Origin of the sequence: Gandjariella thermophila (assembly GCF_005405885.1) — a bacterium.
In the GTDB taxonomy this organism is placed as follows: Bacteria; Actinomycetota; Actinomycetes; order Mycobacteriales; family Pseudonocardiaceae; genus Gandjariella; species Gandjariella thermophila.
Genome location: NZ_BJFL01000017.1, coordinates 89,537 through 113,297, shown reverse-complemented (window position 1 = coordinate 113,297; position 23,761 = coordinate 89,537). Strand labels below are relative to the sequence as shown.

General features: G+C 71.1%; 22 protein-coding genes and 2 pseudogenes. 12 read left to right on the top strand and 12 right to left on the bottom strand.

Translation table 11 applies throughout. The annotated features are described in order from the left end of the window. Both FFT21_RS29815 and FFT21_RS16995 read left to right on the top strand, forming a co-directional pair. Positions 1-338: hypothetical protein (locus tag FFT21_RS29815; protein WP_225978482.1), on the top strand; the 338-nt coding region annotated here is incomplete at its 5' end. A 223-nt stretch (positions 339-561) separates the two neighbouring features. After that, on the top strand, positions 562-888 hold the full coding sequence (locus FFT21_RS16995) for a transposase (protein WP_137814859.1): 327 nt from the start codon (positions 562-564) through the stop codon (positions 886-888). A gap of 293 nt (positions 889-1,181) precedes the next feature. Here the strand turns inward: FFT21_RS16995 and FFT21_RS16985 are convergent, their stop codons facing one another. Continuing rightward, positions 1,182-1,856, bottom strand: coding sequence for a dienelactone hydrolase family protein (locus FFT21_RS16985; RefSeq protein ID WP_137814858.1), 675 nt, complete (start codon positions 1,854-1,856; stop codon positions 1,182-1,184). A 22-nt stretch (positions 1,857-1,878) separates the two neighbouring features. Beyond that, positions 1,879-2,184, bottom strand: a pseudogene (locus tag FFT21_RS30715) (dienelactone hydrolase family protein); the annotation flags it as partial. Positions 2,185-2,357: 173 nt separating this feature from the next. Between FFT21_RS30715 and FFT21_RS16975 the strand changes: the two are divergent. Continuing rightward, positions 2,358-2,948 (top strand): LysR family transcriptional regulator, encoded by a 591-nt coding sequence (locus tag FFT21_RS16975; protein ID WP_137814857.1) that lies wholly within the window; start codon positions 2,358-2,360, stop codon positions 2,946-2,948. 80 nt (positions 2,949-3,028) lie between these two features. On the opposite strand, the gene FFT21_RS16970 is transcribed toward FFT21_RS16975, so the two are convergent. The 5 genes from FFT21_RS16970 to FFT21_RS16955 all read right to left on the bottom strand — a co-directional run bounded on the left by FFT21_RS16970 (position 3,029) and on the right by FFT21_RS16955 (position 9,467). After that, entirely contained in the window at positions 3,029-3,853 is an 825-nt protein-coding gene (locus FFT21_RS16970; RefSeq protein WP_137814856.1) for an SAM-dependent methyltransferase, read from the bottom strand. Next, complete coding sequence (locus FFT21_RS16965) at positions 3,850-5,553, bottom strand: cyanobactin maturation protease PatG family protein (RefSeq protein ID WP_137814855.1); 1,704 nt, start codon at positions 5,551-5,553, stop codon at positions 3,850-3,852. Before FFT21_RS16965 ends, FFT21_RS16970 begins: the two co-directional genes overlap by 4 nt. 252 nt (positions 5,554-5,805) lie before the next feature. Further along, positions 5,806-7,710: a PatA/PatG family cyanobactin maturation protease gene (locus FFT21_RS16960; RefSeq protein WP_137814854.1), complete on the bottom strand. Its 1,905-nt coding sequence runs from the start codon at positions 7,708-7,710 to the stop codon at positions 5,806-5,808. Positions 7,711-7,832: 122 nt separating this feature from the next. After that, positions 7,833-7,994, bottom strand: coding sequence for a hypothetical protein (locus FFT21_RS28860; RefSeq protein WP_153816558.1), 162 nt, complete (start codon positions 7,992-7,994; stop codon positions 7,833-7,835). A gap of 846 nt (positions 7,995-8,840) precedes the next feature. After that, on the bottom strand, positions 8,841-9,467 hold the full coding sequence (locus FFT21_RS16955; RefSeq protein WP_137814853.1) for a histidine phosphatase family protein: 627 nt from the start codon (positions 9,465-9,467) through the stop codon (positions 8,841-8,843). Between the two features lie 257 nt (positions 9,468-9,724). Between FFT21_RS16955 and FFT21_RS16950 the strand changes: the two genes are divergently transcribed. Then, positions 9,725-9,937 (top strand): CbtB domain-containing protein, encoded by a 213-nt coding sequence (locus FFT21_RS16950; protein ID WP_192909589.1) that lies wholly within the window; start codon positions 9,725-9,727, stop codon positions 9,935-9,937. Between the two features lie 29 nt (positions 9,938-9,966). Beyond that, positions 9,967-10,716, top strand: a complete 750-nt coding sequence (locus tag FFT21_RS16945) for a CbtA family protein (RefSeq protein ID WP_307722945.1) — start codon at positions 9,967-9,969, stop codon at positions 10,714-10,716. Positions 10,717-10,968: 252 nt separating this feature from the next. Here the strand turns inward: FFT21_RS16945 and FFT21_RS16940 are convergent, their stop codons facing one another. Together FFT21_RS16940 and FFT21_RS16935 are read right to left on the bottom strand one after the other, a co-directional pair. After that, positions 10,969-11,211, bottom strand: a complete 243-nt coding sequence (locus FFT21_RS16940) for a hypothetical protein (protein ID WP_137814850.1) — start codon at positions 11,209-11,211, stop codon at positions 10,969-10,971. Between the two features lie 23 nt (positions 11,212-11,234). Next, positions 11,235-11,774 (bottom strand): annotated as a pseudogene (locus FFT21_RS16935) (putative immunity protein). A 590-nt stretch (positions 11,775-12,364) separates the two neighbouring features. Here FFT21_RS16935 and FFT21_RS16930 point away from each other — a divergent pair. The 5 genes from FFT21_RS16930 to FFT21_RS16910 all read left to right on the top strand — a co-directional run bounded on the left by FFT21_RS16930 (position 12,365) and on the right by FFT21_RS16910 (position 16,986). Next, positions 12,365-12,703 (top strand): histone-like nucleoid-structuring protein Lsr2, encoded by a 339-nt coding sequence (locus FFT21_RS16930; protein ID WP_137814849.1) that lies wholly within the window; start codon positions 12,365-12,367, stop codon positions 12,701-12,703. Positions 12,704-13,170: 467 nt separating this feature from the next. Beyond that, the gene (locus FFT21_RS16925; protein WP_225978481.1) at positions 13,171-14,628 is read left to right on the top strand and encodes a tannase/feruloyl esterase family alpha/beta hydrolase; all 1,458 of its coding nucleotides are present in this window, start codon (positions 13,171-13,173) and stop codon (positions 14,626-14,628) included. A 419-nt stretch (positions 14,629-15,047) separates the two neighbouring features. Then, positions 15,048-15,701, top strand: coding sequence for a DUF4142 domain-containing protein (locus tag FFT21_RS16920; protein WP_192909588.1), 654 nt, complete (start codon positions 15,048-15,050; stop codon positions 15,699-15,701). Further along, positions 15,698-16,372 carry a class F sortase gene (locus FFT21_RS16915; RefSeq protein WP_137814847.1) on the top strand — a complete coding sequence of 225 codons (675 nt, stop codon included), beginning with the start codon at positions 15,698-15,700 and terminating at the stop codon, positions 16,370-16,372. The genes FFT21_RS16920 and FFT21_RS16915 overlap by 4 nt, the downstream gene beginning before the upstream one ends. Positions 16,373-16,647: 275 nt before the next feature. Continuing rightward, positions 16,648-16,986, top strand: coding sequence for a PASTA domain-containing protein (locus FFT21_RS16910; RefSeq protein WP_137814846.1), 339 nt, complete (start codon positions 16,648-16,650; stop codon positions 16,984-16,986). 438 nt (positions 16,987-17,424) lie between these two features. On the opposite strand, the gene FFT21_RS16905 is transcribed toward FFT21_RS16910, so the two are convergent. The 3 genes from FFT21_RS16905 to FFT21_RS16895 all read right to left on the bottom strand — a co-directional run bounded on the left by FFT21_RS16905 (position 17,425) and on the right by FFT21_RS16895 (position 20,703). Continuing rightward, entirely contained in the window at positions 17,425-17,715 is a 291-nt protein-coding gene (locus FFT21_RS16905) for a hypothetical protein (RefSeq protein WP_137814845.1), read from the bottom strand. 677 nt (positions 17,716-18,392) lie between these two features. Beyond that, positions 18,393-19,736, bottom strand: coding sequence for an MFS transporter (locus FFT21_RS16900; protein ID WP_137814844.1), 1,344 nt, complete (start codon positions 19,734-19,736; stop codon positions 18,393-18,395). 292 nt (positions 19,737-20,028) lie between these two features. Beyond that, a complete protein-coding gene (locus FFT21_RS16895; protein ID WP_137814843.1) occupies positions 20,029-20,703 on the bottom strand; it encodes a TetR/AcrR family transcriptional regulator in 675 nt (224 codons plus the stop codon). A 145-nt stretch (positions 20,704-20,848) separates the two neighbouring features. On the opposite strand from FFT21_RS16895, the gene FFT21_RS16890 reads away from it, so the two are divergent. Together FFT21_RS16890 and FFT21_RS16885 are read left to right on the top strand one after the other, a co-directional pair. Beyond that, positions 20,849-21,790: a shikimate dehydrogenase gene (locus tag FFT21_RS16890; RefSeq protein WP_137814842.1), complete on the top strand. Its 942-nt coding sequence runs from the start codon at positions 20,849-20,851 to the stop codon at positions 21,788-21,790. Beyond that, entirely contained in the window at positions 21,777-23,669 is a 1,893-nt protein-coding gene (locus FFT21_RS16885) for a bifunctional sugar phosphate isomerase/epimerase/4-hydroxyphenylpyruvate dioxygenase family protein (protein ID WP_137814841.1), read from the top strand. The genes FFT21_RS16890 and FFT21_RS16885 overlap by 14 nt, the downstream gene beginning before the upstream one ends. Positions 23,670-23,761 lie beyond the last annotated feature (92 nt).

Here is a 23,761-nt window from a genome sequence, read left to right as displayed (position 1 = left end):
AAAGTTCCCCGCACCTGGCCCTGGGCCAACCAGATCGTGAACGCATGGCAGCGCATCACCTCCCTGCCGCAAGCGCCCTAACCAGCACGAACCCGTCCCCGCGACCAAAGAAAGGACCCCGGGCCTGTGGAACCCCCGGCTACCCGGCCCGACAGCCGGGCAACCACCACGCCCAGGCCACAAAAACCAGCCACACCACAACAAAACACAACCTCCCCACCCACTCACCGACCGCCGTGAAAAGTCAGGGCTGGGGCTGCGGCGGCGAGTTCGAGGCGAACGGAGCGCTTTCGCAGAAAGACGTGATCGGCTGGGATCTGCTCGGCGCCGGCAGGTGACTACCCGAATCGGCTGGCGGCGCGAGCCGGGCCACCGTTAGCCAACCTGCCGAATGGGCCGCTGGGTATGCCAGACGTCGTCCTGGACGCCTACCTACGTGCCCAGCAGCGCATGGCCGCCAGCGACCCGGCCTGCCGTCTGGACTGGTTGCTGACCTGAGGTTCCCCCGGTAGCTCGGAGACTTTCAAGCATGGTCCGATAGGGACCTAAAGGGAGTCATCTGTGGCAGCACCGAAGAAGTACCCCGACGAGCTGAGGGCTCGGGCGGTCCGGCTGTATTGGGAGTCCGATCCGAAGCCGGTGATCCGGCGGCTGGCCGAGCAGTTGGGCGTGCACCACGAGGCGCTGCGGAACTGGATCCGCCAGGACGAGGCCGACCGCGGCGAGCGGGACGATCGGCCGACGACCAGCGAGTCGGAGGAGTTGCGCAGGCTGCGGCGGGAGAACGCAGAACTCAAGCGGGCCAACGAGATCCTTACTGTAACGTGTGCGGCGTGGGCGTGGCTGGGTGGGCTTTGGTGTTTTCGCTTTTGCCGTGCCTGTCGGTGAGGCGATGTGCACGTCGTAGCGCGGGGTTGGGCGGTGGTTGCTGCGTCCTGCGGGTCGCCCGGGGCCGGGTTGGGACGGTTCGATGTCCTAGCTGGACAGGCCAGCTGTGGGCGCAGGTGCCGAAACCCCCGACGCACGCGGGCGGGGGTGAGCCGTTGTGGCGGTGCTGGTTTCTCCCAGGGCGGCGCAGGTCGGCGGCGAGGCCGCGGGCCAGGCGCAGCTGGGTGTAGGCGGCCGGCAGCAGCCCGAAGCGGCGCAGGAACGCCTGCCACAGATCTGGACACCCCGCCGCCCTACTGGCTGCCCACGAAGGCCCTTCCGGAAGACGTCCGTGCGGATGCCCTGAAATTCCCGTACACCGCGACGGCGAACGATCCGGAGGCGCTGGTGATCGACGTGCAGATGGAGCACTGCGACTGCACCTGGAACGCCACGTTGAGCTGGATCGACGGCGGCACCACGAAGTCGAAGGTCATCGACGACGGTGGCCATCCCTTCGAGACCACCTCGGTCACCGGCTTGACCGGCGCGGAGTGGGCGGATACGTCGCCGGACGACACTCCGAAGTGGACGACCAGCCCACTGCCGAGGTGATGTCGCCGGACGGTCAGGCCAACTCCGCGGCGAGCAGGTCGCGGATGTGGCGCCACGCGTCGTCGGCGGGCTTGGCGGAACGTGTCGCGCTCCTCGCAGAAGAACCCGTACGGCGTGTCGGGATAGACGACCATCTCGTGGCGCACGCCGGCGTCGGCGAGGTGGCCGATGATCTGCCGGACCTGATCGGCGGTCACCAGGTGGTCGTCCTCGCCGGTCAGGAAGAGCAACCGGCCGGCGATGCCGGCAGTCAGCGTGACGGTCGGTTCCGGCCGGCTGAGCGCGATGTCGGTACCGGTGAGCCAGCCCGGGTAGAACACCGCGGTCGCCCGCGAGGTCGAGCTGGGTGGCGGCGAGGTATGCGATGTGCCCACCGAAGCTGCACCCGACCATACCGATGCGCTCCGTCACGGGTTCCCGGTCGCGGAGCTGATCGATGGTGGCCCGCACGTCCGCCAGGGCGTCGGCGCGGCCGAGCGCGCCGCCCAGTTCGAGTCCCCGGCGCCGGCCCTCGTCGGTGCCGGCGAGTTCGATGCCCGGTCCGGCACGGTGGTAGAAGTCCGGCGCGACCGCGACGTATCCGAGCCGCGCGATCCGCTCGGTCAGATTGCGGACGTAACCGGTCAGCCCGAACATCCCGAATCCGACGAGCACCGCGGGACGCCGCCCCGATGCGGCCGGACGGGCGAGGTAGGCGCCCATCGGCGAGTCGGGCGCGCCGGGCACCGGGATGTCGAGGCGCGCGGTGACGATCTTCTGGTCCACGTCGTCTCCTGTCAGCCGCTGTGGGCACCACGCTAGATCCGGCGAGGTATCAGCGACCAATAGCAGAAGTTCGTATCATCCATCAGCATGCTGATGGATGGTCGGGCCTGATGGATCTGTCCCTGCTGCGCACGTTCCTCGGGGTGTACCGGGCCGGCTCGCTGTCCCGCGCCGCGCCGCACCTGGGCCTGTCCCAGCCGGCGGTGACCGCGCAGATCAGGGCGCTGGAATCGGCGCTGGGCCAGCAACTGTTCCAGCGGCTGCCCCGGGGCGTGGCACCGACCTCGGTCGCCGACGAGCTCGCGCGCGAGGTCGCGCCGCACGTCGACGCGCTGGCCGCGGTCGCCGACCGGGGCGTCGCCCCGGCGAATCCGCTGGCCAAACCCGTGCACCTGGCGGGTCCGGCGGAGCTCACCACGGTCCACGCGCTGCCGGCGCTGGCCGAACTGGTCGGCCGCGGGCTGAAGCTCCGGGTCACCCTCGGGCTCGCCGACGACCTGCTCGCCGGCCTGGCCGCCCGCCGGTTCGTGCCCCGCTACCTCTGCCGCGACGAACTGGACTCCGGGACGTTGGTGGCCCTGCGGCGGCCAGAGGTGCCGCCGATCAACACGCTGTTCCTCGCCGCCCGCGCGGGGACCACCACGTTGCCGCACATCGCCGCGGTGCGCACCCGTCTGCTGTCCGCGGCAGCGTCCTGGTAGATCGTGCCGACGCCCCGGTTCCGCGATCACTGACCCTAGCGTGAGGTGGCGCGTTCCCAGGACGCCGGGGGTGGACCCAGCTAGGCACGGCCCGGGAAGTCGAGGTCGTCGTGGACAGTGCGGCGGGGCACGAACAGGGTGCTCATCGTGTGGCTTCCCGGGTGGTCCAGCTCGGCGAGCGGCAGCGTTTCGATGCTGGGCCCGGCGAGCTGGGTTCCCGACGTGGTCTGCACATACCGCACCGGGTGGCTCGGCGGGTAGAACCGCAGCAGGTGGTCCCGCAGCGCGGCGATGGTCGAACTGGTCTCCATGGTGATGCCCGCGGTGAGGTCGGGGCCGTGGTGTACGCCGAAGAGTGGGGCTTGAGGCAGCATGAGGTTGGCCCGCGTGTTGGGTTCGATCTTCTGCCGCACGAAGAGGGTCGCTTCCCAGATTTCCAGGCCGTAGAAGGGTTCGATGTTGAGATCGGCCCAGATCCCGTCCAATGAGGACGTTCCTCCGGTGACGTGGACGGTGAGGCCGCGCCCCGGGGCCTCGGCGAGGACGCGGTGGCTGACCAGGGCGCCGACCATCGCGCTGCCGTAGGTGGCCAGTGCCACCGGCGGCTGCTGCGCGGCGGCGTCCAGGACGGTGTCCAGCCACTCCTGGTAGGTGCGCTGCCGGTCCTTGTCCGGCGCGTAGCGCAGGAACAGGTTCTCCATGGCGGGCAGCCCGAAGTCGGGGGCGTGGATGGGCGGGATGCCGAACACGCGCGTACAGCGTTTCAGCACGGCCAGCGCTTCGAGAGTGAAGTCGTTGGGCAGCCGCATCCCGTAGCCCACCAGGTACACATCGGCCTCGGGGACGACCAGGTTCCACGGGACGGTCACCTCACCGGCCCGGCCCGGCGCCTCGCTTGCGGTCATGGAGACTCCTTTCCTCGGGTTTCCAACCAGGTGCGTACCTCGCCCACGGGCAGGGGAAGCGGGTCGCTGACGTCGACGGTGAACCGGCAGACTCGCCGGGCGCGCTGGTTGTTGTCCGGGTCGACGAGGCGGAACCGGACGTCCCAGCAGTCGCGGCCGGCGCGACCGAACGGGCTGGGTGCCACCGCGATGCCGTCCAGCACGTACCCGTCGACCGCGGCCGCGGCCAGTGCGGACCCGGCCTGGACGGCGTTGGTGGCCGCGAAGTTGAGCGCCCGGTCACGCGCGGTGGTGCCCAGGTTGCGGCAGTCGTGGACGATCCGGGCGAGGAGTTCCCGCAGGGCCTGCCGGGCCCGCTGCGCGTCGGGATCCGGCAGGGCTGCGGTTGCGCGGGCGGTGAGCCGGCCGGCGTCCCAACTGGACAGTCCGCGTGGTCGCTCGATCTCCACCGTGGGCACGACCGTGCCGGAGAGCAGCCGGGCGGTGCGGCCGCTGATCCTGCCCGGCAAGCAGACGCGGTCGACCTCGTCGCGGGCGGCCAACAGCCTGGCGAGCACCCGGTGGACCTCCGCGGCGAACGCGCCGACCGGTTCGATCGCGTAGACCGGGCAGCCGTCGAGTTCGAGGGTCCAGATCAGTGCGGCGGCGTCGGGGGGCCGAGCCGCGAGTTGGTTCGCCACCGCCCGCGGGTCGAGCGGATCGCCGTGCCCGGCCAAAAGCGTCCGGAAAGCGTCGCGGCGGGCTTCGGTGCCGAAGTCGTAGCCCAGCGAACCGAGCGCGTAGACCGGGGGACCGGACACGGCCGCGGCGGTGACGACGCCGGGGGAGAGCACCGCCCGGGTGGCCGCCGCCACGTCGAGCCGGCCGGCCAGGCACCGGTCCGGCTCGCCGTGCGACTCCGCCGGGGTGCAGGGGCGGGCGCTGGCCAGCAACGCCGCGCGCACCGCGAGCGGGTCGGGCCTTCTGCCCTGCCGCCGTTGCACGCTCACCAGCAGGGCCGCCACGCCGCTGACGATCGGTGTGGCGATGCTGGTGCCCTTGTGCACCGTGGTCCCGCCACCGGGCGCGGCCGCGCGCAGCTCGTCACCCGGGGCGACGATGCCGTGATCGCGGAACCGCGGTCCCCAGTTGCTGAACCGGAACATCGTGCCGTCGTCCCGGTGCGCGCCCACCGCCAGCACCTCGGGCAGGATGCCCGGGATCACCCGGTGCTCGCCGTAGTCGTTTCCGGTCGGCGCCACGATGAGTACGCCGGCCCGCTCGGCGTGCCGGACCGCCCGCTTGAGCAGGTCGTCGGCGTCGTCCGAGCGGGTCGGGTGGGCGGCGGTGAAGTGGATGACGTGGACGCCCGCGTCGACGAGCGCCTCGATGGCGCGGGCCGCGTTCAGCGGGTCCAGCACGGTGTCCTGGTCCCGCAGGGCGGGCACGACGATGCCGCGGCACCGCGGTGCCAGCCCCCGCACCGGACCGTGGTGCTGTCCGAAGAGGACGCTGGCGACGAACGTGCCATGCTCGGTGAGCACCTCGTGCGTGAGCGACGCGGGTAACCAGGACGGCTCCAGCACGGTCAGCTCGGCCCCGGCGAAGCACGGGTGCGCCAGGTCCGGCAGCCCCTCCACCACGCCGATCGTGACATCCGGCTCGCCGACGGTGTGCCGCCACAGCTCGCGGACGCCGGGAATGGACTCGATGGCGGTCACGGTCCGCTCCGCCCGGCGGCCATGGGACTCGGTGCCGGTCCGGCCAGGCGGCGGCCTGCCGCACCGTCTACGGTGGACACCCGCATTCGCTGGTAGCTCGGAACGGCGAACGCCGGCGGGTCACCGGGGTTCGCGCCGCACACCGCCCGGGTCCGCGCGGCGCGGTGCGGAGTGCCACGCGGCTGGATCGGGTCCGGTCGGCGCACCGGGCGAGCCTGCGGGGGCGGCGTCACGGCAGGCTCCCGCGCACCGTCAGCTCTCCGACCACGAGCGCACCTCGCCCAGGGTGACCGGGAGGACGTCACTGACGTCGATGGTGAACCGGTAGACCCGCCGAGCGCGGCGGTTGTTCTCCGGGTCGAAGAACCGCAGCTTCACGTCCCAGCAGTCGCTGTCCGGGCGGCAGAAAGGGCTCTTCTCGACGTCGATGGTGTCCAGCGCCATGCCCTCGCCCAGCGCGGCGGCGAGGGTTTGGGTGGCCTGGAACGCGTTGGTGGCGGCGAAGTTCAGCGCGCGGTCGCGGGAGGTGGCGCCGAGGTTGCGCAGGTCGTAGTACACCCGCGTGAGGAACTCGCGCAGCACCGTGCCGACCGCCGCGCCGTCCACCTCGCCGGGCCGGGTGGTAGCCGCTTCCACGGCTGCCACGGCCGCGGCGGTGAGCCGGTTGACCTCCCAGCCGTACAGGCCGCGGCGCTGTTCGACCTCGACGACCGGCACGACCTGCCCGGAGAACAGCCTGACGGTTCGGCCGCTGAGCCGGCCGGGCACGGCGATCCGCTCGACGAAGGCTGCGTCGTCCTCGTCGGTGACCTCGCCGGCCAGCAGTCCCACGAGCAACTCGTAGACGTCGGCGGCGTAGGCGCCGACGGGCTCGATCGCGTAGATGGGGGTCAACTCCAGGTTGAGCGTCCAGATCAGCGCCCTGGCCTCGGAGGGGTGCGCCCGCAGATGCTCCACCATGTGACGCGCGTCGTACGGATTGGCGCCGCTCTCCGCGGCGGGACCCATCAACTGCTGGAACGAGTCGCGGCGGGCCTCGGTGCCGAAGTCGTAGCCCAGCACGCCGACGGCGTACACCAGCGGGGTCCATGGTTGCGCGGTGGCGTTACCGGCCGAGGTCACCACACCCGGCCCGCGCTGGGCGGGCACGGCGTCGGCGGCGGTGGTGGGGGCAGCCTCCACCGCGGGCGCGTCACCGCCAACCACGTTCGCGGCGGCCGGCTCCGTACCGTCGCAGCCACAGCCGCAGGGTTGCTTCCGAACCGCCTCGGCCAGTTCGTCGAACTGTTCGGTCGTCACAGCGTTCACCGTTCTTTCGATGTTCAAGGTCCCGGACAGGAAGCGGACGCATTCCTCGGGATCGAATTCGCACGGGTCGGCGTTGGCCAGCAGGGCCGCCCGCACCGCGAGCGGATCGGGATCCCTGCCGGCGAGCACCTGCAGGCTCAGCAGCAGCGCCGCGACCCCGGCGACGATCGGGGTGGCGAGGCTGGTGCCGCTGCACCGGGTCGTCCCGCCGCCGGGGACAGCTCCCAGGATGTTCTCGCCGGGGGCGAGGATGCCCTGTTGCTGGTAGGCCGCGCCCCAGTTGCTCGTGGTCATCGGCCGGCCCGTGGCGCTGAGGGCGCCGACCGCGAGGACCGAGGGCAGCGCCGCCGGGACGTGCGTGCAGAAGCATCCGTCGTTGCCGGCCGCCGCCACCACGAGCACGTTGCGGTCCCGGCAGAAACGGACCGCCCGGGCCAGGGCGTCCTCGGCCGCCGCCGGCGGGCTGAGCTGCCCGCCGCTGATGTTGATCACGTGCGCGCCGGCCTCGACCGCGAGTTCGATGCCCCGCGCAAGCTCCAGCTGGGACGTCGTCGCGCGCCGGCCGAAGACGGGGACGCTCAGCCCCCGGCAGTGCGGCGCGACACCGGGGACCGGCCCGTCATGCTGACCGAACAGGACGCTGGCCACCAGCGTGCCGTGCGCGGTCGTGGCGCTCGTGCGGTCCTCGTCCTTGGGCCAGACGCCGGGCAGCCGGCCCAGCGATGCCCCGCGGAAGGCCGGGTGGCCGTCGTCGACCGGGCCGTCGACCACCGCGACGACGATCCGGTCCACTCCCCGGGTGCGTTCCCACAACCGGGCCAGTCCGGGGATCCGGGACACCTCACACATGCCGCAGCCGCTCCTCGCGAGTACCTCGGCCGGCGGGGCGGAGTGCCGGGCGGGGCCGCCGCCGGCGGCCGGCCACCCGACACTCCACGGGCCCCTTCCGGCACGTCACCGGCGGTGGGTGGTCACTCGTCGCCCTCGTCGGCGAACGTGATGCCGAGGATGGGGAGTGTGATACCGAGGATGGACTGGCCGACGCTCTCGTCGGTGCTCGCGGCGCCACTGGGTTTGCGGGTCACCGGCGGGGCCAGTTGGGCAGCCACGGACTCGATCAGGTTCTCCGACATTGATGTTCTCCTTATTCTGTTCCTGTTCGCCAGGCGTACGAGGTTTGGCGTCGCCGAACGGAGTTGGTGCCCGACGTCGCCGAGCCAACAGAGAGATCGGCGGAAATTTCTGATGCAGTCGATCAGGCAAACGTCCGCCGGGTTCGACGCCACTCCTCGGAGCCGGATCCGCCGCAGGGGAACCGCCCAGGTCCTGCCGTTGTGCCGGCGGACTCGTCGGAACCCGCGGGAGAGTGGGGTTTTGCCCACAAATGAGTGATCAGGTTACGTCGTCGTCTCCGGTCGTCACGAATCACCCCCGTTTCGGCCGCGCGGGGAAAGTGTGGGTCCACCGTGTCGCGCCGGGAGAATATCGGCGCTGATCCACACGTTCAGAATAGGTAGGCTGAAAGGGGGCGGCAATTCGCTGAACGGGTTCCGCGTCACATACCACGGTCACCCGGTCTTACCATGCGTGGCCGACGCCCAGGCCCTCGGTTCGGGCAAAGGGAGACATTCCGGCGGCGTCCGTGTGACGCACCGCCCATGGCTCCTCCCTCCGGATATACCGGGAAGAGACTCGGGTCGGGTCCTTTCGGGGTACCGCGACCGTGGCCGTGCGCGCACCAGGCGCCTCTCGCGGCCACGCGTGCGGGCCAGCGCGGCGAGGCCGGGGAAGCGGTCCGGATGGGCGTGCAGATCGACGTCGGGACCGCCACTGCGGCACGGTGACGATGCCGGGATCGGTGCGTGGACAGCAGCGCACCAGCATTGGTGACCGCTCGGCGGCTCGAGAACACGACCGTCGTGGCATGAGATCCAGAAACCCGACTCCGCGAAACCCGGGGCGGTTCAGCTCAGCCGAGATCAGCGTTCTTGAGGACCGGTCGCGTCCATGGTGGTGGGCTGCGGCTCTGGTGTTGTCAGGAGTGGGTGCCCTGTCTGCCGCACCGTCCATCGGCCGCCGTTGCTCGACAGCACGGTGTGGGACAGCGGCGCCACATCGAGCCGCCAGAACCCGGACGGCGGCGCCTGAAGCACGTGGAGCACGGCGGCGCGAATGACCGACGCGTGGGTGACCGCGACGATGCGCCCATGGCTTGCGCGCAGACCATCGAGCCAGCCGGCCACTCTCGCGAGCAGGTCGAGCAGCGGTTCCCCGCCGTGCGGCGCAGCCGAGGTATCGGTCAGCCAGGCATGCAAGGCGGTGGGGTCGGTGCCCTCAAGTTCCGCCAGACCCTTTCCACGCCAAGTGCCGACGTCGAGATCGGCCAACGCCGAGTCGACCGCGAGGTCCCGCAGTCCCAACGCGGTGGCGGTCTCCCGGCAGCGTCGCTCCGGACCGCAGCGCACCTGGTCGATGCGGCGCAGGGCCCCCGACGCGGCGGCGGCCTGGCTGGCGCCACGGGTGTCGAGTGGCTCGTCGTCGGGGAAGCGTGCCGCGCGGGTGGCGGTGGTCGACGCGTGGCAGACCAGGACCAGTCGGGTGATCATCGGTGGTTGGCTCCTCCAGTCACCGGGGGTGGAGCGGTGAGCGTGGTCTCCCAACCGGTTCGGCCGATTGACATCGTCTTCACACCGCGCTTACGGTCACTCGACCGACGGACCGGAGTAAGCCGGTGGGAGCCCGGCACGGTCGCGCCACTGTAAACGGCACCGTGCGCAGCCAGCGCGGGGTCCGTGAGTCAGACACTCCGCCGTCGTGATCACCGTCCGTTTGTGGGTCGCGTCAACCCGAGGAGGTTCCGATCGTGAGCGTCGTCTCCGCCCCCCGGCCCGCCCCGATCCCGGTGCAGATCCCGGTGCGGGAGATCCTGCCCTGGGCCGTGTTCATCGGTGTCTTGGCGTTGGTGTTGCTGTACTTCGTCGGCGCCGAACAGGGCGCCACGTCGCTGATCTCTGGTCACTACGTGCACGAGTTCGTCCATGACGGCCGGCACCTGCTCGGCTTCCCCTGCCACTGAGTGGCTGGGGGACTTCGGCCATGATGAGGATGTTGTTGGTGCGCGGCATGCTCTCCGGCTTGGTGGCGGGGCTGCTCGCGCTCGTGTTCGCCCGGATCTTCGGCGAGCCCTCGGTCGGTGCCGCGATCGATTTCGAGTCGGCGGAGCAGGCCGCCAGGGGCGAGACCCCCGATCCCGAGTTGGTTAGCCGGGGCGTGCAGAGCACGCTGGGCCTGGCCACTGGCGTGTTGGTATACGCGGTCGCTTTCGGTGGTCTGTTCGCGCTGGCGTTCGCGGTGGCCTACGGCCGCGTCGGTCGGCTCAGCCCGCGGGCCACCGCGCTCCTGGTGGCCCTGGGCGGCTACCTCGCGGCGTTCGTGGTGCCTTTTCTGAAGTATCCGGCCAACCCGCCGTCGATCGGTAACCCCGACACGATCAACGAACGCACCGTCGTGTACTTCGGCATGGTGGCGTTGTCGATCGCCTTGGCGGTCGCCGCGACATATCTCGGCCGGAGGCTCGTCTCCCGGCTGGGTGCCTGGAACGCGGCGCTGGTCGCGGGCGCGGCGTTCATCGTCACCGCAGCGCTGGGTGCGTTGCTGTTGCCGACCGTCAACGAGGTCCCGGAGGGCTTTCCGGCCGGCGTGTTGTGGAACTTCCGCGTGGCTTCCCTGGGCATCCAGCTGGTCATGTGGACCACCATGGGCCTGCTGTTCGGTGCGCTGGTGCACCGCCGCCTGGCGGCCAGCGGACGCGCACCCGAGCAGGCCGCGCCTGGCGCGGTCGCCCCCGTCCATTAACAAGAGCCACGGCGTCTTCTCGTCACCAGAAACTGGCTTTGGCCCTGGACGGTGTGGTGCCGGCCACCGCATATGGTGCCCGGTACCACACCGCAAGGGAGGGGAGCGGCGCATAGGCGTCCACAGCGGACTGGCGGCGCGGAGCCGGTGAGTGACTGACTGAGGTGACAATCACGGCGAACGTGCCTGGACATCCACGGACTTCCCGGAACATCCCGGCCCGCCGAGTAGCCAGCGGACTCGTTCGCCCACTCAAGGCCACGGCGCGGTCGCCGCGCACGCAGGAGCGGAAAACCGCTCGTGATCGGGCCGCGTACCGCTGGTGATGGTGCGCCGGACGTTGCGGTCACCGAGCGCAGCCGAAGGTGAGGCGCCGAGACGCACCTTGGCCGGCAACCGGTCCAGCCTGGGCTTGACGAGCTGGTGGCTGGCGTTGATCGCTCTGTCGAGCGGGGGCTCGGCGACGACGGGTTGGTACAGCAGGTACCGGTGCACCGGTGAGTGGTGGGAGGTGGGGGTCACCGCAGCGACGCGTCCAGCTGACGGATCAGTTCTCCGACCCGCCCACCGCCACGCGGGGCGACCGGGTAGCGCCTCAGGACGCCCACCACGACGGGAGACGCAAGGATCCGCGACTGCGCGATGTGGTCGGCTCCGACGGCGGGATCGTCTCCGGCGGAGAGTTCGAACGCTCGTGCGGCATGAGCGGCCGATCCGAGGATGTGCTTGACCTGAGTAGCTTTCGCCAGGGGGTGGAGGAACGCCGCACCGGCCGCGGCGAGGGCCGCGCGCGCAGCGTCGCTCGCCGCGGCCTGTCCTGCATCGCGAGCCTCCTGAGCCGCCCGCTGCGCCGCCCACGCGCTGTCACGTAACGCCTTGGTCCGCTCGCCTCCATCCGCGAACGCCTACGCAGCGTCGATCGCGGCGTGTGGGCGCCGATCGTCAGGGCGTTCCCGTTCGAAGATCGTCAATGCAGGCCGCGCGCACGCCACCGCGTAGCCGGCGACCTCCCGGAGTTCGGACCGGCTGAGTTCGATCGTCGTGGAGCCATCCGCCATGGTGTCATCCTTGCGCACCGGCCGCCCTGTCAGGGGCCCACGAGTGCATCGCTGTGCCGAAAGCGGACCATGTCCGGCCTACTGATCGCCGGGCGAGCCTTAGCACGGGCGTACCGAACACGAGTGGTGTGAACGTGGACCGACCGGGGGCCAGATCCGCGGTTTCCGCTTTCTTGCCACGCGATCCTGGCAGTCCGTGCTGGGACCGGCCCGAGCAGAAGGCGCCGCGTTCATGAGAAACTTTCCCATGTTCTTCCCCTGGACATGCGCTCGGTCCTTGGCCTGTTCCGCCGCAGCGTTCGACGCTCGCGGTACTGCCGCCGGAAGCGGGAATCTTGAGCGGCGTTCCGGCATGGCGATGCGGGCGTGGAGAGAAGGATGTTTCGGTTGTACGGGCGTCGATGGACGCCCGTCGCCGGGGCCCCGCCGATGGGGTGGTGAACATGGGGATCGGCAGCAGCGGGAATCGCGGCCAAGGTCGTGCGATCTCGGTCGGGCGGCGCTGTGTTGGTGTGGCATTCAGTTGACAGGAACGGCGTGGGGTCGCAGGATTTTGGACAGGACTCGATTATCGGTGAAAGGAGATGGCCGTGGCGCAGAAGGTGCAGGTCGCTCTCGTGGACGATCTCGACGGTTCTGAGGCCACTCAGACGGTGAAGTTCGCGTTCGAGGGTCGCGAGTACGAGATCGACCTGAGCGACAAAAACGCGGAGAAACTGTCGAAGGCACTGCGGCCCTACCTGGACAAGGCGCGCCGTGTCGGGGGTCGCAAGACGCGCGTCGGGCGGCCAGGCCGGCGGGCGGCGGCGAGTCGGGAGGAGAGCCAGGCGATCCGTGCGTGGGCCCGCCGGCAGGGCATCCAGATTTCCGACCGCGGCCGGATCCCGGCCGACGTGCAGCGCCGATACGAGCAGGCACACCGGAAGTAGTGACAACCGGCGGCGCGCGGGTGGCGGTGCGCATCCGATATCGCCACGGGGTGAGAGGTCGGCGACGACACCTTCCAACAGCACGTCGACGCGCAACGCCCGCGCCCGGAGTTCGTACCCGCGGTTACGAGGCGGACGCATCCTCAGCCTCGCGCTGCATGCGGGCGCTTGGCACCCACACGGTCGTCGGGTAGCCGCCCCACTCGCCAGCGCGGTGCCGGACTCGGCAATCGGGCCGTCCATGTCCGCACGCACCACAGGAGGCCCGTGACGTCTGTGCCGCCGGTACATGGTTGGCGCCCCTCGCGCTCTCTACGCTCACCCCGTCGGTCGGGGGGATGCCGTGGAGGGATGCGATGGTGCCGCGCTCCGTACCGGTGGCCGCCGGTCAGCCGCTGATGCCCGACCACGCCGGGCCGACTACCGCGAGCACGCGGACGAAGCGACGGCGCGGTCGGGCACGGCGTGTGGGGACCGGACCAGCCGTCGCCGGCCTCGCCATGCTCACGGTGGCCACGCTTGGCGCGGTGCCGGCGTCCGCGCAACCCGCCAGCGGTGTCGTGGCGCACTGTCCGGGGTTCACCGGCGCACTGGTCACGCCGGCTGCCGGAATCGCCGTCGCCGGAGCGGAAACGCAGAAAGCCGCGTGCCTGCCCAGCCTCACCACGGGCGGAGCGCAGGGAACCGTGGTGACCGGCCACACCGATCCCAGTGACTGGGCGGGACTGGCCGCATCCGGCACGAAGTCCCCGACCGGCGTCCCGGGTATCCAGGTGGACGGCTACTTCCCCGACAGCGACCGGGTGCAGCACAACACCGAGAACGGGTGGTCGCACGACGCCCAGTTCGTCATGCGTTTCCCGGAGCACTGGAACGGCAAGCTGGTGGTCACCGGTGCACCCGGCGTGCGCAAGCAGTACGCCGCCGACCAGGTGATCGCCGACGACGTGCTCGGCCGCGGCTACGCCTACGCGGCGACCGACAAGGGCAACAGCGGCACGGACTTCTTCCAGGACGGCGTGTCGCCGGGCGACGCGGTTGCCGAGTGGAACGCGCGGGTGACCCAGGTGACGATCGCGGCGAAGGACGTGGTCCGCCAGGTCTACGGCCGATCGCCGCGGCGCACGTACATGACCGGGATCTCCAATGGTGGCTATCTGACCCGCTGGCAGTTGGAGAACCGGCCCGATCTCTACGACGGGGGCGTGGACTGGGAAGGAACGCTGTTCCTCCCCCAGGGACCCAACCTGTTCACCTACCTGCCGACCGCGTTGAAGGACTACCCGACCTACGCCGCGGGTGGTCCCGGCGCGCAGGCGGCGCACGACGCGATGATCGCGGCCGGGTTCGCGCCAGGCTCGGAGTTCCTCTGGGCCGACCACTACGCCGAATACTGGGATCTCACGCAGCGGACCTATCGAGCCGAGTTCGATCCCGGTTACGAGCCGCCCGGGGCACCGCAGGACGGCTTCCCGTTCTGTCAGCCCGGCACGATTCCGCCAACGGTGGGCCGCTGCGACGCCGACTACGACTACGCCGACGCGATCACGCAGCGGCCGGAGGTGGCCGACGCGGTCGCCAAGGTCTCGCTCACCGGCAAGATCGGCAAACCGATGCTGACCCTGCACGGCGATCTGGACGCCCTGCTGCCGATCCGCACCGACTCCGACGTCTACAACCAGATGGTCGAGTACGCCGGAAGCGCGCCGTTGCACCGCTACTACGTGATCGGAGCCGGAAACCACGTCGACGGGCGCTACGACGCGCACCCGGACCGGCTTCGGCCGATCCTGCCGTGCTACCGCGACGCCCTCACCGCGCTGGAAGGCTGGGTCGAACACCGCACGACGCCGCCACCGAGCGGTTTCGTCCCCAAGCCAGGCAGTGGCGACGTGGTCAACACCTGCACCCTGCCCGGCCAGTAGCGGAGCACCCCCGGCGCTCGTGGCGGGTTTGCGGACCCGCGCAACCGACGCTGCGAGGAAGAACCGATGTGTGTCACGGCACCCACCGGACGCTTCCCGCGACACGGACGGTCCCCGCCGGCGGTCAGGTCGGGCGAGATCGACACAAGCGTGACGGACAGTGACCCGCGCAGGTCCACCACATCGGTGGCTGACACCCCGACGGCGAGCACCGTGTCGGACACGGTGCCATCCTCGGCTGGTGCCCGCGTGGAGCCCGCGCACCGCGGCAGCTTCATCGACGCTCTGGCGACGTCCTCGGGGTGGTTGGCGGAGCGGGTCAGGGACCTCTGTGGGCGGAACTCGTTGACAGCTGTGCGGTGCCGCGGCACGCCGCTGGGGGGGATGAACGAATGTCGAGCCGTTGGTTGAGATGGACAGTGGGGCATGGCAGGGCGGTTGCCGTCGGGCTGTTGCTGGCGGTGGCCACCGCCGGTGCCGCGGCCGCGAGCCAGTCGCAGCTGTCCAGTCAGGATCAGCAGTTTCTGCGGACGGTGCATCAGGGCAATCTGGCGGAGATCGCGGTGGGCCGGCTCGCGCAGAGCAGGGGCGCCAGCGAGCAGGTCAGGAGCATCGGCGCGCTCTTCGTCGCCGACCACACCCGCTTGGACGGCGCGGTGCAGCAGTTGGCCTCGATGAACCGGGTGACGTTGCCGGAGGCCCCCGACGCCGAGCAACGGGCGATGCAGGCCAGGCTGGAGAATGCCTCGGGCAGCGAGTTCGACCGGCTGTTCATCACCGGACAGTTGGCGGCGCACAGCGCGGTCCTGCGACTGGGCATGACCGAGGAGGAGACGGGCAGCTCCGCGGAGGTGAAGCGGGCGGCCGCTGATGCGGCTCCGGTGGTCCGCGCGCACATCGACCGGTTGACCGCAGCGGCCCGACAGCTTGGTGTGCCGATTTCGATCAACACCGGCAGTGCGGGCCTGGCCGCCGCGTCCTCGCGGGGCTGGCAGGTCGCCATCCTGGCCGTGGCCGGCCTGGTGGTGGCCGGACTTGGTGGTCTGGGACTGCGTCGGCGCGCCGGCAGGTGAGCCTGTTCCGGCTCGGCGGTGCGCGCACCATGGTGTGTGCCGCCGCCGTGGTAAGCGGCGTCGCGATGGTCACGGCTGCCATGGCGCTCACGCTGGCGGATCCGCCAGCCGAATTCGGCACCGTGCCGACGTTCGCCGGCGCAGACGGCAGTGCTGTGCCGCGCCCGTCCTTCGGTGGCACGGAGGACGGGCGCGCGCCGTCGAGCCCACTGGCCGCGGCGTTGGTGCAGCGCGTTCCGGATCGGCTGGTGTTGCCCAGCCTGGGGATCGCCGCCGCGGTGGTTCCCGTTCCGGTCCGCGGCGACGGGTCGCTGGTGGTGCCGCCGGACCCACGCCAGGTCGGCTGGTGGGTCGGCGGCGCCTATCCCGGCGCGACGACGGGGACGGTGCTGGTGGCCGGCCACGTCGACGACGTCCGCATCGGGCTGGGGGCGCTGTTCCACGTGGCCTCGCTGCGGCAGGGCGACCTGGTCGCGCTCGATACTCCCGTCGGTCGCTACACCTATCGCGTGATGGCCCGTCGTGAGTATCCGAAGCAGCGCCTACCGCCGGACCTGTTCGGCCAGCGCGGCCAGGCGCGGCTTGTTCTCGTCACGTGTGGCGGCTCGTTCGACCCCGACCGGGGATACGCCGACAACGTGGTCATCTACACGGAACCGGCGGCCAGCTGAGGATGGCGGCACCGTGCCGCGACCGGTCAGGGCCGCGCGGCGCGCGTGTCCCGGCTCGGAGTCCCGTGGTCGTCTCGGGCACCGCGGACAGCGGAATCCCCGCATCGGCGGCATCGCCGACGGTCAGTACCGCGTGTGCTGCGCCGAACCAGCGATTGTCCAGGCCCGTCCGAGTGGTCTGGATCGCCCGACATCCTGCGTCGCCGCAAGGATGGAAGGCACCGCAGAACGGCTGGGAGGCATGAGGGGGTTACCGCATGACCAGAATGGCGCTCGTGGGCATCGTCGGCGCCGGCCTGCTGATCGCCGGATGCCAGGGGCAAGGCGACCTGCTGATCAACTCCACGACGGTCCTACGATCGACCGTGATCCAGCCCCGCGCTGCCGCGCCGGCCGAGATCAGGGTGCCGGCCGTGGCGGGCCGCAACGGGCAGATCGTCCGCGATCAACTCCGCGCCCTGGGGCTGAAACGGGTCACCTTCGCCTCCCAGGACCCGCACGCCAAGGTGCCGATCATGCTGGGGAACTGGACGGCGGTGAAGATCGAGCCGCAGCCGGGCACCGTCGTCACGCCCACCGACACGGTCGTGGTCACCCTCACCAAACACGGCTGAACGCAGCCACACCGCCGGTGAGACGTGGTGTTGCCGCTCGCAACTGGTATGACCCGAACGGCGGCCTGACCCACCAGACCAGCTGCTACGTCCCGCGTTCCCAGGGCATAGAGCAGGACTGGACCGACTGCCGTCCCTGAAACCACCAGCCGCCGGGCTCTTCTCGGCGTGCTGAACATCCCGTGGTTCCCTGCCGTCGAACCATGGAAGATGCCGGACTGGAATGGTTGATACCAGGCGCGAAGCCGGTTCGGCCCGCAGAACCGTGGCATTACCGCGTTTCCCCTCGACCGCACGTCGGGTCGAGGGGAAACGCGGACACCGCGGGTGGCGATGAATCATCACTCGGGCCACCTGGGAGCCCGGCCGGCCGCCCGCACCTCGACACGGCAAGAGCGTCCACGACCGGAGCGGCGCAGGCGCCGTGCCCACCGGCGGTCACCGCGGCGCCGGCCGGTGCCCGCGGTGGGCGACGACCGCCAGCGCCACGCTCCACCAGTGCCGTGGCATGGCCAGCAATCGGGCGAGCCCGACGGCCGGCGCCGGCCACGGCGACCGTGCGCTCGCCGGCGCCGGCGCGGGTAAGAGTGCCGGCTGCGGCCGCGTGGACCGCTCGCGGGGCGGCGGGGTGATGTGCGCGGCACCGGCCGCGCCGCGGGTGGGCTGGTACCGGCGGATGGCCTCCGCGTGTACGACCGCGGCCATGGCGGCGAAGATGTCACGAGGCATCGTGGCTCCCTCCGGGTCGGTGAACCGGTATGGGGGGATCGCGGCCACCGGACGGCGGGCCCGGCGCGCAGGTCGGGCGGGCAGACCCGGGGCGACGGCGACCGCCCGGTGTCGCATCACGCGCGGTGACCGGTAGCTGGTCCGCCCACATCGGATAGTTGATCGGGCAATAAATCGGCGCGTGAATTCTGCTAACCGTGGTCAGCGGTGATAGAGTGCTGTTTCCGCCACGCCTCCCCTCGAACAATGCGGGCCGGGTGTCAGTGCCGACCGCGCGGGCACCGGAACTGTTCCCATGCGTCGACGTTAGCTCCGAGCAAACGGCCGGGTACTGCACATATCGTGGGTATTCGCGGTACGGCGCCGCCACGGTAGGTAGCGCGCCGATGCCCGCCCGCGATCGCGGGCGCCATGGCGAACCGGACATTTTCCGGGCACCGTACTCCTCGGTCGTCGGTATTCCGAGCTTCGCCCAACAAGGCTTTACCGGGTGCGCCCGCCGACGCCCTCCGGACAATTCCGGATCGGCAATCATTGACCCTTTCTTTGCCCGAGATATGTCACTCCAGGTAACCAGGCGCGGGACGTCCGGACGCTGATGATGGCGAGGTCTTAACGGCGATCAGCGGGGTTTGGCGGGCACGGTGTTCAGCGCTGAGCAGGCCGTCGGGCGCCGGCTACCGTGTGGTCGCCGGAGCCGGGCGGGCACCGAGCCGGTCCATGGGGACTCGGTGGGTTTCCCGGGCGGTGGCCGCGGCGATCGCGTTGACCACGCACACGGCGGCGGTGAGCGCGGCGACGCCGAGCCAACTGCCACGTCCGGAGCCGGCGACCGCGGCCGCCGCCGTGGGCACGAACCCGGCGAACGCGAAGCCGAGCTGGGTGCCGATGGCGGTGCCGGAGAGCCGGACGCGGGCGCTGAACATCTCGCCGTAGAAGGACGGCCACACCCCGTTGGGCGCGCTGTAGGCGACACCGAACATGAGGATGCCGGTCAGGAAGATCAGACCGTAGCCGGCCGAGGAGATCGACCACAGGTAGGCGAAGGTGAGCGCGCCGCTGGCCAGCGCGCCGCCGATGAACACCGGCTTGCGTCCGATCCGGTCGGACAGCCGGGCCCACAGCGGGATGGCGGCGAGCGCGACCACGTTGGCCAGCACGCCGACCCAGAGCACCGGCGTCCGCGCCAGCCCGACCGTGTTCACCGCGTAGGACAGCGCGTAGACGGTGAAAATCGTGCTCACCGACGCGATCCCGGCGGCCAGGATGACCCGTAGCACCGCGGCCCAGTGCTCGCGGAACAGCACGGCCAGCGGCAGCGCGGCACGCTCCGCCCGCACCTCGCGACGGAACACCGGTGTCTCCTCCAGCCTGCGGCGGATGACGAAAGCGACCACCACGACGACCGCGCTGAGCCAGAACGGAACCCGCCATCCCCAGGTGAGCAGCTGGTGCTGGGGCAGTGCGGCCACCGGGAGGAACACGGCGGTGCCGAGGATCTGGCCGGCCTGGGTGCCGCTCAACGTGAAGCTGGTGTAGTAGCCGCGCCGGTCGGATGGGGAGTGCTCCAACGTCATGGAGTTCGCCCCCGCCTGTTCACCCGCGGCGGACAACCCCTGGAGCAGGCGCAACGCGACCAGGGCGGCCGGCGCCAGCACGCCGACCTGCTGGTAGGTCGGCAGGCAGCCGACCAGGAAGGTGGCGGCCCCCATCAGCAGCACGGTGAGGACCAGGACGCGCTTCCGGCCGAACCGGTCGCCGACGTGGCCGAGGAGGACGGCGCCGATCGGTCGGGCGAGATAGCCGACGCCGAAGGTGGCCAGCGAGAGCAGGGTGCCGGTGGCCGGGGCGCTGGCCGGGAAGAAGATCTTGCCGAAGACCAGCGCGGCGGCTGTGCCGTAGATGAAGAAGTCGTAGTACTCCAGCGCGCTGCCGATCCAGCCGGCCAGCGCCGCCTTCCGCGGCTTGCCCAGCTCGGCCAGGAACTCGGGCCGAGGCCGGGTCGATCGGGTGGGCGTCATTGCTGCTCCTCGGTCGGTGCTCCGTTGCACGGGTCGCACGGGCAGCGGCGGCGTTGTGCCGGCGCGCCACGGTCCTCGCGGTGGCCGGCGGAGGTGGCGGTGTAGCCGGCCGCTCGCGGGTCTCCCGAGGGGCGGCGTGCCGGTGCCCGTCCTAGATGTGGCTGTGCGGCCGGGGGGGGTTGGGGTCGGCTTCCGTTACGAACTAGTTAGTTAAATCTGCGGGTCATGGCCGTCGCGTGTCAAGCCCCGCTGCCCGCCGTCATCGCCGGGGTCCACGGCAGGGCACCGGTGGTCAGCGCGCGGTGAGGTAGGCGATCAGCATGTCGCCGAGCATCCGGCGGTGGTGCTCGCGGTGCCGCGGGTCGAGCATGTCCCGCTTGAAGATCGCGTCGAACGTGTGGCGGTTGGCCGTGCGGAACACGCAGAACGCGCTGATCATCATGTGCACGTCCAGGGCGTCCACGTCCTCGCGGAAGACTCCGGCCGCCCGGCCCCGCTCCAGGATGCGGGCGAGCACGTCCAGTGCCGGATCGGCCAGTCCGGACAGCACCGAGGACTTGGCGATGTGCTCGGCCCGGTGGATGTTCTCGATGCTGACCAGGCGCAGGAAGTCCGGATGCGACTCGTGGTGGTCGAAGGTCAGCTCGGCGAGCTGCCGCAGCGCGTCCGCGGGTTCCAGGTGGTCGACGTCCAGCTCCCGCTCGATCGAGCGGATCACCTGGTAGGCCCGCTCCAGCACGGCCACGAAGAGCTGCTCCTTGCTTCCGAAGTAGTAGTAGATCATCCGCTTGGTGGTTCTGGTCTTCGCGGCGATCTCGTCTACTCGGGCGCCGGTGTAGCCGCGGTCGGCGAACTCCCGGGTGGCGACGTCGAGGATCTCCGCCCGCGTCCGGTCGGCGTCCCGCTGCCGCTCCGCCCCCTTCGGGGCGCGTTCGGTCGACGCCGGGTCGGACGGTGGTGCGGCCACCGGGGCCCCCTCGTGCTCGGATATGCGGATCTCCCACTTTAGGTCCGCGCGCCGGATTCCCTCGGCTCGCCCTTCCCCGGGCGACCCTGGTGGGCTAAAACTAACTAGCTAGTTCGTACACAGGCTCGGATGGGAGGACAACCGCATGCCCGCTTCGCAGCGCGCCGGTGAGGGTGGGAGCCGCCGGGGCGGCTACCTGATCGGGCTGATCGGGTCGGGCATCGGCTCGTCGCTCAGCCCCGCCCTGCATGAGCGCGAGGCCGACCGGCTCGGCGTGCGCTACCTCTACCGCCTGCTGGACATCGACGACCTCGCACTGCCGGCCGCCGCGATCGGCGACCTTCTCAGCGCCGCCAGGCTCGCCGGCTACGACGGGGTCAACGTCACCCATCCCGGCAAGCAGCTTGTGCTCGACCACCTGGACGAGTTGTCGCCGGAGACCGCCGACCTCGGTGCGGCCAACACCGTGGTGTTCACCGGCGGCCGGGCGATCGGCCACAACACCGACTGGTCCGGCTTCGCCCGCGCGGTCGGTCGGGGACTGCCCGACGCCTCGCTGGACGCCGTGGTCCTGCTCGGCGCCGGCGGCGCCGGCAGTGCGGTGGCGCACGCGGTGCTCACCCTGGGCGCCGGGCACGTGCGGATATTCGACCTCGACGCACGCCGCGGCGCCGCGCTGGTCGAGGCGCTGCGCGCCCGCTTCGGCGCCGACCGCGTCAGCGGCGGGCGGCTGTCCGACGGCGGCGCGGAGTTGGCCGCGGCGTTGCGGTCGGCCGACGGCCTGGTCCACGCCACGCCCACCGGCATGGCCGCGCACCCGGGGCTCCCGGTGCCGGTGGACCTGCTGCGGCCGCGACTGTGGGTGGCCGACGTGGTGTACCGGCCGCTGGACACCGAACTCGTCACCGCGGCCCGGGAACGTGGCTGCCGGGTCCTCGACGGCGGTCGGATGGCCGTCTTCCAGGCCGCCGACTCGTTCCGGCTGTTCACCGGCATCGACCCGGACGAGGAAGCGATGATGCGCCACTTCGACGCGCTCGTCGGCGCGGCCGGAGCGGGAAAGCGAGACGCCCATGCCCGTCGCTGACCAGCCCCCCAAGCCGGCCCGGCCGCGCACCGGGATCGCCACCGTCTGCCTGTCCGGCACCCTGGAGGACAAGCTGGCAGCCGCGGCCGCCGCCGGCTTCGACGGCGTGGAGATCTTCGACCCCGACCTGATCGCCGCCCCGTGGTCTCCGGCACGCGTCCGGCAGGAGTGCGCCGACCTGGGCCTGACCATCGACCTGTACCAGCCCTTCCGCGACTTCGAGGCGGTCCCGCCCGACGTCCTCCGGGCCAACCTGCGCCGGGCGGAGCGCAAGTTCGACGTGATGGAACAGCTCGGGGTGACCACCATGCTGGTCTGCTCCTCGGTGTCGCCGGACGCGGTGGACGACGACGACCTTGCCGCCGAGCAGCTGCACGCGCTGGCGTCGCGAGCCGCGGAGCGCGGGATGCGGATCGCCTATGAGGCGCTGGCGTGGGGTCGGTTCGTGAACACCTACCAGCACTCCTGGGACATCGTCCGCCGCGCCGACCACCCCGCGCTGGGCCTGTGCCTGGACAGCTTCCACGTGCTGTCGCGGGGCAGCGACCCGGCGGGCATTCGGGACATCCCCGGATCCAAGCTCTTCTTCCTGCAACTCGCGGACGCGCCGCGGATGGACATGGACGTGCTGCAGTGGAGCCGGCACCACCGGCTCTTCCCCGGCCAGGGCGCCTTCGACCTGACCACCTTCCTCGACCACGTGCTGGGCGCCGGCTATGACGGCCCGCTGTCGCTGGAGGTGTTCAACGACGTCTTCCGCCAGGCCGATCCGCGGCGTGCGGCGGTGGATGCGATGCGGTCGCTGCTGGCCCTGCGGGAAACCCTCGGTCCGGCTGGCCCGGCCCAGGTGCGCGAGCCGGAGCTGCCGTCCCCGCCGGATCTGGCCGGGCATGCCTTCGTCGAACTGACCGTTGACGAGGCGTCCGGCTCTCAGGTGGAGCGCGCGCTGGCCGCGATGGGTTTCGCGCACACCGGCCAGCACCGCTCCAGGCCCGTCCAACTCTGGCAGCAGGGCACCGCGCGCATCCTGGTCAACGCGTCCGGACGCGGCGGGGACAACCCGGGTGTGACCGAGGTGACCGGGCTCGCCGTGGAGAGCGCCGACCCGGCCCGCTCCGCCCGCCGCGCGGAGGCGCTGCTCGCGCCCGAGCTGCCCCGGACGCACGCCGCGAACGAGGCGGACCTCGCCGCCGTGGCCGCACCGGACGGGACCGCGGTGTTCTTCTGCCGCACCGGCGCCGACGATCCGGCCAGCTGGCTGGCCGACTTCATCGCCATGGGCGTGCCGCGCGGTGCGGGGACCGGCCTCACGGCGGTCGACCACGTCGCGCTGACGCAGCCGTTCGACTATTTCGACGAGGCGGCGCTGTTCTACCGCTCGGTGCTCGGCCTGCATCCGGAAACCCTCACCGAGTTCGCCGCCCCGTTCGGGCTGGTCCGCAGCCGCGCGGTCACCGACACCAAGCGCCAGGTGCGGATCGCGCTCAGCGTGGCCCTGCTGCGCCGCGGCGAGTGGGCGCCGGGGGTGCGCGACCCGCAGCACATCGCCTTCGCCACGGACGATGCCATCACCACCGCCCGGGCCATGCGGGCGCTGGGCGCGCCGCTGCTGGAGATCTCCGGCAACTACTACGACGACCTGGACGCCCGGCTGGCCCTCGACCCGGACCTGCTCGCCGCGATGCGGGAGTGCGGCGTGCTTTACGACCGCGACGAGAACGGCGAGTTCCTGCACTTCTACACCGAGTTGCTGGGCTCCCGGGTGTTCTTCGAGGTGGTCCAGCGCGTCGGTGGCTACGCCGGGTACGGCGCGGTCAACGCGCCGATCCGGATGGCCGCCCACCGGCGGCTGCGGCTCGCCCGCGGCGCTCAGCCGTGACGCACCGACGGGTTCGGTGGCGCGGGGAGGCCGCTCGGCGAGCCGGATGGCGGCCCGCCTCTGTCGAGCAGCGGCTTGTGGTCGACCGTGCC